Below are 10,866 nucleotides of genomic sequence, written 5' to 3'. Positions count from 1 at the left end.
CCCCCCTGGATGCGGCCCCCCTGGATCCGGCAGAGCAGGTGCAGCGCCTCCGCACCCGTCAGCCCGGGCCACAAGGCGGCCTCACCCGGCACGTAGGCCAGCCGAGCGTGTGCTCGCGCAGGATGGGCCTGCGCGTCGACCCCGAAGATCTCCGCACGCCCGCCGTCAGGCCTGGCCAGCCCGAGCAGACACCTGATCGTCGTCGTCTTCCCGGCGCCGTTCGGCCCGAGGTAGCCCATCACCTCGCCCGCGGCCACCTCGAGATCCAGCGGACGGAGGGCCACCGTGTCGCCGAACGACTTGGTCAAGCCTGAGAAACGGATCGCCGGCACCATGACAGCCTCCTGGCCAGCACCCGCATCCGCGCCACCGCGCGAGTCCGACCGGCCCGCTTCCGGCACCGCCTGTCGGGAGCCGACTCGAGCAGACTTCGGTATCCGTGGCCCACTCCGAGGGGCCGGACCGACTGCCCGGCCCAGTCCAGTCTCCCACCGCGAGCACGCGACGTACACCGCCCTGGTGGGAGATCACGTCGTCAGGAATCGAGACTCCAGGCCGGTGAGGATCTCGACGTGGCGCGTCAGGAATGCTCGCTCGTCCAGACCCTTGCGCCGCAGCCAGCCGGTGACCTCGGCGTTGCACTTGCTCGCGTTGCACGACCGACAGGCAGGCACCACGTTGTCGAGCGTGTAGCGCCCACCGCGGGATATCGGCAGCACGCAGTCGCGTTGAAGCGGCTCGCCGGTGGCACCGCAGTACGCGCACCCTCCCCACGCCACTTCCAGCGTCCTCCACTGGGCTGCGGTCAGATCGTGAGCGACAGCGTCCATGCGCCGCTGACGCCGCTTGTTCGCCCGAGCCCTGCGACTTCTGCTCGCTGTCACCACGTCAGGGTAGGGCTGCCGTGGAGGGGATCGTCGGCCCCACGCGCCTACCCCGGCTTCAGATGGTCAGGTGATGGAACCGGCGATGACTGCGATGCGCGCACCGTTGGTCGGCACGGTCGCGTTGCCGCTGCAGGTGACGTCGAACCAGAACGTCCCGGGTGCGAACGTGAAGAACGAGTCGCTGAGCTGCAGCGGTCCACTGGCGGTGGTCGTCACCGCCGTTCCCGGCGTCGAGACACCGTCGGCCACCCGGTTGATCCGGCAGGTGGTGGAACCGGTGACGTCGAGCTGGACGACGGCATGGACGTCGAAGGCCCAGTACACGTAGTCCGGGGCCGTGGCCGCCGGCACCTGGATCGGGCCCGTGTAGTTGCCGCTGTACGGCGCCGAGCCGCCGGCGGTCACGACCAGCGTGCTCGTGTCCGTGACCGTCGCTGGTTCCGCTCGTGTGCTCTGCAGGAAGCGAGACCGCTCACGCACCTGCGTCTTGGTGTAGTAGCGCGTGTCGCTCTGCTGCTTCGTGTACCAGGCCGCCCTGGTCTTCGCGTTCAGGTCCCGCAGCTGGATGGTGCCGTCCTTGATCTGACTGCTCGTGATCAGGGCCGCCGCGGTTGCCGACCCGGTGGTGGCGACGACGAACGCGACGACCGCGAGGAGGATCGCGCCGGTGGGACGCTTCTGGCTTCTGGTCATGGCTGGCTCCTTCAGGCGTGGGCAGCACGGCGCGGCGACGCAACCGTCACGATCCAGGCACAGTCTGCCGTCGCGCCGGTGCCCTGTCCGGGCTTCGCAGGAACAGCCGAAAGGCGGCCGTGATCAGCCGCCGGTTGCGGAGCGCCGGTGAGGCGTTTCCAGGCGCTTGAGGTTCGTCCATCCGGTCCAGCCCCGCTCCTGGATGAGCCGCATCAGCTCGTGGGCGACCGGCACCTGGTCGAGGAACATCGAGTCGAGCAGGTCCGCGAGGTCGTCGGAGAATCCGTTCTCGGCGAAGGCCTCCCACTCGGCCTGGTCGATCGCCTCGAGCTGCGCGACGAGTCGGTCCGCGACAGCCGGCAGCCGGGGGTCACCCGGTGCCCAGTCGATGACGTCGTCGAGCTCCCGGTAGATGCTGACCACTGAAGGGTCCTCGAGCTGGTCGCGCTTGTTCCGGATGTACATCTCCATGCGCCCTGGGAGCTGCGCTGCCACCAGGATCCAGGCGTCCCGCTCCCCTTCGATCATCCGTTCCGGTATCCCGAGCTCACGGAGGCGGCCGAGGTAGGCGACCGCCTCCGGCGGCAGCGCGAGGCTGTCGCCGGCTGCCAGCTGGGCGATCCGCTTCCGGTGCCGGTGCAGCTCCTGGATCTCCGCGCGCAGACGCCGGTCGATGTCTGCGACGGCGCAGGCGAACTCCGACTCCCCCGCGGTCAGCAGCTCCTTGACCCGCGAGAGGGGCACGCCTGCCTCGGCCAGGGTGCGGATCCGGATCAGCTCCACGACTGCTGCCGCGTCATACCGGCGGTAGCCGGAGGCGTCCCGTCCCGGCTCCGGCAGCAGTCCTGTCGCGTGGTAGTGCCGCACGGCCCGCACGGTGACGCCGGCGTACGACGCGAGCTGGCTGATCGTGAGCATGGGTCCCAGCCTGCCTCAGGCGAACTTGCGGTGGTAGGCGCCCATGGCCAGCGCGTAGGCGACGGCCAGGACGCCGGCACACCAGACGAGGGCGAGCCAGATGTCGGCGCCGACCGGCTGCCCGGCCAACAGCTCCCGGATCGTGTTGACGATGGAGGTGACCGGCTGGTGCTCGGCGAACGCACGCACCGGACCCGGCATGGTGTCGGTGGGCACGAAGGCCGAGCTGATGAACGGCAGCAGGATGAGTGGGTAGGCGAACGCGCTCGCGCCGTCGATGGTCTTGGCGGTCAGACCCGGGATGACGGCGAGCCACGTCAACGCCAGGGTGAACAGGACCAGGACGGCGGCGACCGCGAGCCACGCCAGCACGCCGACGCTGGAGCGGAACCCCATGGCCAGGGCGACGAGCACGACGACCACCAGCGAGATCAGGTTGGCGACCAGCGAGGTCAGCACGTGTGCCCACAGCACCGAGGATCGTGGGATCGGCATGGACTGGAACCGCTCGAAGATGCCGCTCTGCACGTCCAGGAAGATCCGGTAGGCGGTGTAGGAGATGCCCGAGGCGACGGTGATGACCAGGATGCCGGGCAGCAGGTAGGTCGGATACGAGTCGGTGCCGGTCTGGATGGCGCCACCGAGCACGTAGACGAACAGCAGCATGAAGGCGATCGGCATGATCGCGGTCGTGACGATGGTGTCCGGGCTTCGGCTGATGTGCCGCAGGGACCGTCCGAGCAGGACGGTGGTGTCGCCGATGCAGTGCGTGGTCATCGTGGCTCCTCACCCGTCCGTACCGGTGGCGGCTGCTGTGTCCTGCCGACGACCGCGAGGAAGACGTCCTCGAGGGTCGGCTGCTTCACGACGTACTCGACCTCGGCCGGCGGGAGCAGCTGCTTGAGCTCGGCCAGCGTCCCGTTCACGATGATCCGGTGCTCGTGCAGGATGGCGATCCGGTCGGCGAGGTGCTCGGCCTCCTCGAGCTGCTGGGTGGTGAGCAGCACGGTCGTGCCGCTGTCAGCCAGCGCCTTCACGGCTCGCCAGACCTCGAGGCGGGCCTCGGGGTCGAGACCGGTCGTCGGCTCGTCGAGGAAGATCACCCGCGGGCTGCCGATCAGACTCATGGCGATATCGAGCCGGCGGCGCATCCCACCGGAGTAGGTCGCCACCCTCCGCCCCCCGGCGTCGGTCAGGGAGAAGCGCGCGAGCAGCTCGTCCGCGATCATGCCGGGGCTCCCCAGGTGCCGCAGCCGAGCGACCAGGACGAGGTTCTCCCTCCCGCTGAGGATCTCGTCGACGGCCGCGAACTGTCCGGTGAGACTGATCGACTCGCGCACCTTCGCCGCCTGCGTGACGACGTCGAAGCCGTTGACCGTGGCGGTGCCGCCGTCGGCCTTGAGCAAGGTCGACAGGATCTTCACGACCGTGGTCTTGCCGGCCCCGTTCGAGCCCAGCAGGGCGAAGATGCTGCCCTCGGTCACGGTCAGGTCGAGGCCGGTGAGGACTCGGTTGTCACCGAAGGACTTGACCAGTCCCCGGATCTCGATCGCGGGTGCGCTCTCCTTCATTCCCGCATCGTGCAACCCTGACGCTGCGTCAACGTCAAGCCCACATCCGCGTGGCCTGCTGCGCGCATCGGCGGCCGATCGCTGATCCGTCCGGTCACCGGTGTTCTTGGTCTCGGGTGGCGGCGATGTCTTCCAGCAGGGGAACGTGCTCTCGGGCCTGGCGGGCTGCCTCTCGCAGCAGGGTAGTGGCGATGGTGGCGCGGCCGGTGGCGAGCGCGACCTGGGCGGCGCGCCAGCGGCTGTAGGCCGCGTCGTGGGGGCGGTTGATCTGGTCCCACCCGGTGGCTGCGGTCACCCACATCTCGACGGTCTGGCGGTCCGCGAGACGGGCTGTCTCTGCGGCGTACGACGCGGCGGAGCTCGACACGTCCGCGGTGGTGTCGCAGTCGATGGGAAGGCCGTCTGCTGCCGACCGCACCTGGTCCAGCCTGCCGATGAGCTCGTCCCGTCGGCGCTGGCGGGCGGCGCTGTCGGTGTCGGCGAGGACGTCGGCGGCCGCCCGTGCGGTGAGGGTGAAGGTTCCGGCATCGGGGCGCGGGAGTCCGGCCGAGATCAGGCCGTCCAGATGGGCGAGGAGCCGGTCCAGGGCACGTTGCGGCTGGCGGCACCACAGCTCCACGCGGGCGGCGTAGGGGAGAAGCCATCTTTGGCCGGTGGCGGGCAGTCGGTCAAGGTCCGAGAGCTGGTCCGCTGCGCCTGAGTCCCCGCGGAGCGCGTCGAGAACCGCCCGGGCCAGGTGGAGGCACCAGCGGTCGAGTGACACCGGCGCCTGCGTCTGGGGGTCGATCAGGGCAGCCGCGCGAGCCACCTGCCCGGCGCGCCAGGCGGCTTCTGCCACGTTGAAGCGCAGGATCGATTCATGCCACGAGACGATCCCCCAGGTTTCCGCGGCCTCCAGTCCTCGGCGCGCCGCTGCTTCGACCTGATCGGGGTCGGCGCCCTCCATCAGCAACAGGTCGGTGTAGTTGGCGGCGGCAAAGATGTCCCCCAGCGGGTCAGGGCCGCTCGGCAGGTCGACCGCGGCCAGGGCGGCCATCCGGGCCAGCGCAGCAAGCCGGTCGCCGCGTCCGTAGTCGATCAATGCCTGCTCGACGCGCAGTCTCCGTGCCAGGACCTGGTCGTCGATCGCCTCACTGACCTGGACGCCGGTCGCGAGATCGGCAGCGGCCTCCTCGGTCCTGCCCAAGCGGCTCATGGCCCCGGCGCGCTCCCAGAGCGCCTGCAGGTATCCGCGCGACGGGGGTAGCTGCTCGTAGAAGGCGATCGACTGGTCGAGCAGCGTCAGCCCCGTGGGGTCCCCGTGGAAGCTCCTGTTCCCGCCGACCCTGGCATAGAGGTGTGCGGCGTCCCCAGGCGGCAGGTCCGGCGCCCACTCCAGGGCTGCCTCGAGGAGGCCCACCCCGCGCTCGAGGATCTGGTCCGACTCGCCCAGGGCGTCATCGGCGGCGGCGAGGGCGGTCCAGCGGCTCACTGGCGGCGACCCGGCGGACGCCGCGCCGGGCGGCCACAGCTCCAGGACGCGGAGCCACTGCTCCGCCGCGTGCGCCATGGCGAAACGGCCCTCCGCCGCTCGCGCGGCCCGGATCCGCCAGTCCAGCTCGTGCACGGGTTCCCCGGCGGCCTGCCAGTGGGTGGCGACCTCTGCCGGTGCCGGGTCCTGCCCCGCGGCGAGGGCCTGAGCGAGTCGGCGGTGCTGGTCGGCGGCCTCGCCGGCGACCAGGTGGCGGCGCACGGCCTCGGCCAGCAGGGGGTGGCGCAGCTGGGCCTCGCGCGGCCCGGTGGGATCGGCCAGCAGCCGCCGTGTCTCGAGGGCACGCAGCCCCCGGGTCAGGTCCTCGGGGTCCAGCCCGGTGACCTGGCAGAGCTGGCCGTCGGTCAGCGGCCGGTCGCCGACACCGAGTGCCCGCGCGACCACCCAGGTCTGGTCGCTCAGTCCCTCGAGGCGTCGGTCGAGCAGGTCGCCGAGAAGTCGTGGCATCTCGCCCGAGCCCTGAGGCTGGGCGGCCAGCTGCTCGATGAACAGCGGCTGACCCCGCGAACGACCGTGGACACGATCAACTACGTCCGGGTCGACCGGTTCGGACCAGAGCAGGGCGAGCTGCTCGCGGGTCTCCTCAAGGGTCAACGCAGGCAGCTCAAGCACGTCGACGTTGCCCAGCCGCCGTACCCGGGTGAGCCAGTCGAGCACAGCTGCGGGGATGGCCGGATCCTCCAGGCGCCACGTCCCCAGCACCGGGATCCTGGTGCCCCGCGCCACCAGGTGCTCGAGCAGGTCCAGCGTGGCCGAGTCGGCCCAGTGCAGGTCCTCGACCAGCACCGCGAGTGGACGCAGATCGGCGAGGGCCGTCAGCGCCGCCTCGACCGCGACGAACATCCGGTGCCGTGCCCCCTCATCGCGAAGCCCAGCCACAGGGCCGCGGACCTCGAGCTCGGGCAACAGGTGCCGTAGCGAGCCTGGCACGAACCCGGCACACCCAGCCAGCGCCTCCTCGACCCACCGGCCCCCGTCGACCGCGTGGACCGCATGCAACACATCAGAGACCGGCAGGAACGGAACCTCCGTCGACAGCGGCAGGCATGTGCCGGAGGCCACGAACACGCTCTCGGTGTCCATGGTCACCGCGGTGCTGACCAGCCGGGTCTTGCCCATCCCGGCCTCGCCCGCGACCAGCAACAGACCACTGCCCGACTCCAGGTGCCGCCGAACCACGGCGAGCTCATCACGGCGACCAGCGATCCGGGGCTGAGAGCCGCTCGCCGCGCTCAGCGGTGCGCTCGCCGCGAGCCAGAGCGCATGGAAGTGACCCACGTCCCCGTCCATGGCCTCGACCAGCACCTCCACCACACCCCACGACGGCAGCCGGGGTGAGGAGAAGACCGCCGAGACGGTCGTGTGACTGCAGCCGGCCGCACGGGCCAGGACCCGCAGACTGGGCCAGCCCACCCGGTGGTGCAGGTCGTGAAGCGCGTCGTTCAGCTCCCGCTGGGGTCCCGGCGGGATGTCGGGTCGTGGCAGAGCGCCCACGTGACCTCCCCGGGCAGGTGTGACGCGTCCGGCTCAGCATGCGCCCACCGCGCCGCCGGTGTCCACGAGGAATCCCGGCTGTCAACTTCTGTCAGCCCCCGTCAACCACCCGCCGACGCGTCTGACGGTGGACGTGAGCACCACCTCCCAGATCTGGCCACCAAGGCCGATCAACCCAGAAAGGCAGCACATGAACCTCACCACCCGCCGCACCGCCGCCACCGCTGCGATCCTGGCCGCCACCGCGCTCGGTGTCCTGACCGTTCCCCCCAGCCAAGGCGCCGTACCCATCCTCGACCCGGTCGGCCTCACGGCCCACCACCCGAGCACGGCGTCCACCCAGGTCACGCCGACCCACGAACGGCCGTGCTTCACCTGGCGGTCCAACTGGAACGACGCGCTGGACGGCCCCGAGCCCACCTGCCCGCTCACGCCACGGCACTGACCCCACCGGCCGCCGCCTCCTCACATCTGGCCAGCGAGGCGGGGTGTGACGAGGGGTGGCTCCTCCACGATCTTCCAGTACGAGTCCTTGCGACGGACGCGCCCCTCCGGCGAAAGATCGAAGAGATCACACCCGTTCAGCGTGACGCGATCGCCCGCGGTGCTCGTCCCGGTCAGGCGCCACGTCGAGACGGCATGGTCACCACACAGCCAGTGCTCGTCGTCGGCGTAGTGCACGTCAGGCAAGCCCCGGAACCGTTGCGCAAGGCCCTCACGGACGGCATCTCGGCCCTGGAAGCGAGTGCCCCACGGCTCGACGCCGCGCGGCGTCTCGAGAACGCAGTCATCGTCGAAGAAGGTCATCACCAGGTCGAGATCATGAGCGTTGAACGCTGCCACGAGATCCTTCAGCATCTGGGTGCCAGGCATGCGCGTGATCCTTCCACGTCCGTGTCCCCCGGATCAGAAGCGGCGGCGGATGCGGACCGGCTCATTCCGGGTGTCAACCGTTGCCGACGCCGTGCCCACCGACGCGTCGTTGAAAATCGCCTCGGCTCTCCGGGCCTCTGGAGCTGTCCCGACCACGCATCTTCAGACCGGCCCACACGAAGAACGCAGTCAGCCCGACAAGGATGAGCCACACCTCCCACATCCGGATCACCTCCCGGGGAAAGGAGGATCATGTTCCCGAATCCCCCGTCTCGGACATATGGCTGCTGAGAATGACAGGCAAGCTCGGTTCGGGAGGAGTGGCCCGTCGTCGGCGGGTGCCGCCTCGCCGCCGCCGGGGAGCGCGAGCCGAAGTCGTACTCTGGTGGCAGATCCGAAGGGACTCATCATGGCTGCTCATGACGGGGTCAGGCCCAAGTACCTGTGGACCGGAGTCGGCGTCTCGCTGGGCGCCGGAATTGGACTGATCATCGGGCTGGTGGGCTGGGGAGCCGAGGGCATCGCCTTGGGGCTGGCCATCGGTGCTGGGATCGGAGTGGCGCTCGGCGCGGGTTTCGATGCAGACCGTCGTCGGAGTGGCGGCGACCGGTGATCCGGCGCCTGGTTGATGACGGCTGACGCCGGTGTCAGCCGAGTCCACCTGACCGCTTACCCGGACGGCGCCGGCGAGCCGCCGTGGACGGGCGGCCACTCCCCCTGCGGGGCATCCACCGCTCAGGGCGGTGGCTGCATCGGGGCCGCTGCCCGCTCCTCGGCGCTGCGAAGAATGCAGAACTCGTTGCCCTCCGGATCCTGAAGGACGACCCAGCCGATCCCCGGGCCGTAGTGATCGCGGTGGTCGGCGATCTCCGTCGCGCCGAGCGCGATGACCCGCTCAACCTCCTCGTCGCGGGTGCCGGCGTGCGGCTGGATGTCGAAGTGGAGGCGGTTCTTACCACGCTTCTCGTCCGGCACCTCGATGAAGAGCAGCCGGTTGCCGCTCTCCGGAGAGACGATGAGGCACTCCTCGTGTCCAGGCTCGTTCGGGTCGTCCTCGAGGTCGACGTACCCGAGGACCTGCTTCCACCACTCGGAAAGCTCGTAGGGGTTCCTGCAGTCCACGGTGGTGGTCGAGATGAAGGACGTCATGGCGCTCATCTTGCTCCGCGTCTCCCCCCGCGTCACGGCCGAGGGCACGAGTCGCTCTGCAGGGAGTTGCGGGCACGACGGTCATCAGTGCCAGGCTCTGGACATCCGTGGGCAGCGGCCGCCGTCTCCTCGGGCCGGGAGACAAACCAGGTCGCCTGGACCCTGGAGCCCGTGGCACTCACGTGAGCACCGGCGGAACCGGCCAGCGACTGTCGAGCACCCCGCGCTGACGGCCGGAAACGACAGTCAACGCCATCGACCTGCTGCGTCACGCCGGGAGGCTGATCCGCACCCGTCGAAAGCCTCGGCCCTTGTTCTCCACCTTCGCGATCCGCACCTCGCCGATCTGCCGCGTGGAGGCGACGTGGGTTCCCGCGTCGGCCTGCCTGTCCAGACCGTCGACGTCGATGATCCGGATCTCCTCGACCTCGGGCGGGATCAGGTGCTGCGCGGTTCGCATGACGTCCGGGTCGACCATCGCGTCCTCCCGAGTCACCACACGGGCGAGGATCGCCCGGTCCCGGGTGATCTCCTCGTTGACCGCGCGCTCCAGGTCGGCCTTGAAGCCCGAGGGCACGTCAGTGAGGTTGAAGTCCATGCGTCCGAGCAGCGGCTCCATGTTCGAGCCCGTCACGAGCGCCCCGAAGTCGCGGTACACCACCCCGCACACCACGTGCAGACCCGAGTGCGTGCGCATCAGCTGACGCCGACGGACGTCGTCCAGGCGAGCATGGACGACGGTTCCGATCGCGGGGAGCGGGTCGCCCTCGGCGGGCACCAGACCCGCGGCGGAGACACCCTCGATCCGGGTGAACACCCCCGCCCACTCGAGCTGGCCCACGTCCGCCGGCTGGCCCCCGCCACCGGGGAAGAAGGCGGACTCATCCAGAACGATGGCCTCCGGTGCCGACGCGAGCACGGTGGCGGTCCAGTCCATCACCGACTGGTCGCGCCAGTAGAGCGGGTAGGTCATGAGTTCACCCAAGCGTCTCAGTGAGGACTGAGCAAGGCGAGGGCCATTGCGCCCGCCAGCACGGCTGCGCCGTTCTCGTGGAGCGCGAGCGCGGCTTCGGCCACGAATCGGGTCTTGCCCCCGCCGGCCTCAGCGCCGACGAACACGGCTTGGCGCAGACCGACCGTGCCGCCGGTGTCCACGAGGAATCCCGGCTGTCAACTTCTGTCAGCCCCCGTCAACCACCCACCGACGCGCCTGACGGTGGACGTGAGCACCACCCCCCAGATCTGGCCACCAAGGCCGATCAACCCAGAAGGGCACCACCATGAAGCTCACCACCCGCCGCACAGCCGCCTCCGGTGCGATCCTGGCGGCCACCGCCCTCGGTGTCCTGACCGTTTCCCCCAGCCAGGGCGCCGTGCCGATCCTCGACCCGGTCGGCCTCACGGCCCACCACCCGAGCCCGACGCTCACCCAGGTCACGCCGACCCACGAGCGGCCGTGCTTCACCTGGCGGTCGACCTGGAACGAGTCGCTGGACGCCCCCGAGCCCACCTGCCCGCTCACGCCACGGCACTGACCCCACCGGCCGCCACAACTCGACACCTCCTCGGCCCGCTCCGACGGCCCGGGGTCGCCCGATCCGAGAAGAAACCAACTGGAGAAAGGAATCACCATGAGACTCCGCACAGCACATCGCAGGCCGGTACTCACCGCGGCCGGCCTGGCCGCAGCGATCACCCTGGCGTTCACGTCGGGCCCCGCCACGGCCAGCAGGCCCACCGGCCCCGACCA

General features: G+C 70.2%; 14 protein-coding genes. 3 read left to right on the top strand and 11 right to left on the bottom strand.

From position 1 onward, the window contains the following. From PLP61_RS05300 to PLP61_RS05270, 7 genes are all read right to left on the bottom strand, one after another. Nucleotides 1-308: ATP-binding cassette domain-containing protein (locus PLP61_RS05300; RefSeq protein ID WP_324501084.1), on the bottom strand; the 308-nt coding region annotated here is incomplete at its 3' end. A 219-nt stretch (nt 309-527) separates the two neighbouring features. Beyond that, entirely contained in the window at nt 528-830 is a 303-nt protein-coding gene (locus PLP61_RS05295; protein ID WP_324501102.1) for an HNH endonuclease, read from the bottom strand. A 120-nt stretch (nt 831-950) separates the two neighbouring features. Beyond that, a complete protein-coding gene (locus PLP61_RS05290) occupies nt 951-1,580 on the bottom strand; it encodes a hypothetical protein (protein WP_324501082.1) in 630 nt (209 codons plus the stop codon). Between the two features lie 123 nt (nt 1,581-1,703). Continuing rightward, entirely contained in the window at nt 1,704-2,498 is a 795-nt protein-coding gene (locus PLP61_RS05285; protein ID WP_324501080.1) for a MerR family transcriptional regulator, read from the bottom strand. 15 nt (nt 2,499-2,513) lie between these two features. Next, nucleotides 2,514-3,275: an ABC transporter permease gene (locus PLP61_RS05280; RefSeq protein ID WP_324501078.1), complete on the bottom strand. Its 762-nt coding sequence runs from the start codon at nt 3,273-3,275 to the stop codon at nt 2,514-2,516. Next, nucleotides 3,272-4,069 (bottom strand): ABC transporter ATP-binding protein, encoded by a 798-nt coding sequence (locus tag PLP61_RS05275; RefSeq protein WP_324501076.1) that lies wholly within the window; start codon nt 4,067-4,069, stop codon nt 3,272-3,274. Before PLP61_RS05275 ends, PLP61_RS05280 begins: the two co-directional genes overlap by 4 nt. A 94-nt stretch (nt 4,070-4,163) precedes the next feature. After that, entirely contained in the window at nt 4,164-7,094 is a 2,931-nt protein-coding gene (locus tag PLP61_RS05270; protein ID WP_324501074.1) for an ATP-binding protein, read from the bottom strand. Between the two features lie 133 nt (nt 7,095-7,227). On the opposite strand from PLP61_RS05270, the gene PLP61_RS05265 reads away from it, so the two are divergent. Further along, entirely contained in the window at nt 7,228-7,539 is a 312-nt protein-coding gene (locus PLP61_RS05265) for a hypothetical protein (RefSeq protein ID WP_324501072.1), read from the top strand. 20 nt (nt 7,540-7,559) lie between these two features. On the opposite strand, the gene PLP61_RS05260 is transcribed toward PLP61_RS05265, so the two are convergent. After that, nucleotides 7,560-7,967, bottom strand: coding sequence for a nuclear transport factor 2 family protein (locus PLP61_RS05260; RefSeq protein WP_324501070.1), 408 nt, complete (start codon nt 7,965-7,967; stop codon nt 7,560-7,562). 409 nt (nt 7,968-8,376) lie between these two features. Between PLP61_RS05260 and PLP61_RS05255 the strand changes: the two genes are divergently transcribed. Next, complete coding sequence (locus PLP61_RS05255) at nt 8,377-8,580, top strand: hypothetical protein (protein ID WP_324501068.1); 204 nt, start codon at nt 8,377-8,379, stop codon at nt 8,578-8,580. A gap of 122 nt (nt 8,581-8,702) precedes the next feature. Here the strand turns inward: PLP61_RS05255 and PLP61_RS05250 are convergent, their stop codons facing one another. The 3 genes from PLP61_RS05250 to PLP61_RS05240 form a co-directional block, all read right to left on the bottom strand. After that, a complete protein-coding gene (locus PLP61_RS05250) occupies nt 8,703-9,125 on the bottom strand; it encodes a VOC family protein (RefSeq protein WP_324501066.1) in 423 nt (140 codons plus the stop codon). A gap of 259 nt (nt 9,126-9,384) precedes the next feature. Further along, a complete protein-coding gene (locus tag PLP61_RS05245) occupies nt 9,385-10,089 on the bottom strand; it encodes an alanyl-tRNA editing protein (protein WP_324501065.1) in 705 nt (234 codons plus the stop codon). 17 nt (nt 10,090-10,106) lie between these two features. Then, nucleotides 10,107-10,271, bottom strand: a complete 165-nt coding sequence (locus PLP61_RS05240; RefSeq protein ID WP_324501063.1) for a hypothetical protein — start codon at nt 10,269-10,271, stop codon at nt 10,107-10,109. A gap of 125 nt (nt 10,272-10,396) precedes the next feature. Between PLP61_RS05240 and PLP61_RS05235 the strand changes: the two genes are divergently transcribed. Beyond that, on the top strand, nt 10,397-10,651 hold the full coding sequence (locus PLP61_RS05235) for a hypothetical protein (protein ID WP_324501061.1): 255 nt from the start codon (nt 10,397-10,399) through the stop codon (nt 10,649-10,651). The last annotated feature ends 215 nt before the right edge of the window (nt 10,652-10,866 follow it).

It is taken from the genome of Nocardioides sp., assembly GCF_035429765.1.
GTDB lineage: Bacteria > Actinomycetota > Actinomycetes > Propionibacteriales > Nocardioidaceae > Nocardioides.
The sequence above is the reverse complement of the archived record's forward strand: the minus strand, read 5'-3'. Positions and strand labels throughout refer to the sequence as shown.

Coding starts and splice junctions, on each gene's coding strand:
- PLP61_RS05250 (WP_324501066.1), bottom strand. CDS start 9,125: ATGAGCGCCATGACGTCCTTCATCTCGACCACCACCGTGGACTGCAGG.
- PLP61_RS05290 (WP_324501082.1), bottom strand. CDS start 1,580: ATGACCAGAAGCCAGAAGCGTCCCACCGGCGCGATCCTCCTCGCGGTC.
- PLP61_RS05275 (WP_324501076.1), bottom strand. CDS start 4,069: ATGAAGGAGAGCGCACCCGCGATCGAGATCCGGGGACTGGTCAAGTCC.
- PLP61_RS05245 (WP_324501065.1), bottom strand. CDS start 10,089: ATGACCTACCCGCTCTACTGGCGCGACCAGTCGGTGATGGACTGGACC.
- PLP61_RS05295 (WP_324501102.1), bottom strand. CDS start 830: ATGGACGCTGTCGCTCACGATCTGACCGCAGCCCAGTGGAGGACGCTG.
- PLP61_RS05285 (WP_324501080.1), bottom strand. CDS start 2,498: ATGCTCACGATCAGCCAGCTCGCGTCGTACGCCGGCGTCACCGTGCGG.
- PLP61_RS05260 (WP_324501070.1), bottom strand. CDS start 7,967: ATGCCTGGCACCCAGATGCTGAAGGATCTCGTGGCAGCGTTCAACGCT.
- PLP61_RS05235 (WP_324501061.1), top strand. CDS start 10,397: ATGAAGCTCACCACCCGCCGCACAGCCGCCTCCGGTGCGATCCTGGCG.
- PLP61_RS05280 (WP_324501078.1), bottom strand. CDS start 3,275: ATGACCACGCACTGCATCGGCGACACCACCGTCCTGCTCGGACGGTCC.
- PLP61_RS05255 (WP_324501068.1), top strand. CDS start 8,377: ATGGCTGCTCATGACGGGGTCAGGCCCAAGTACCTGTGGACCGGAGTC.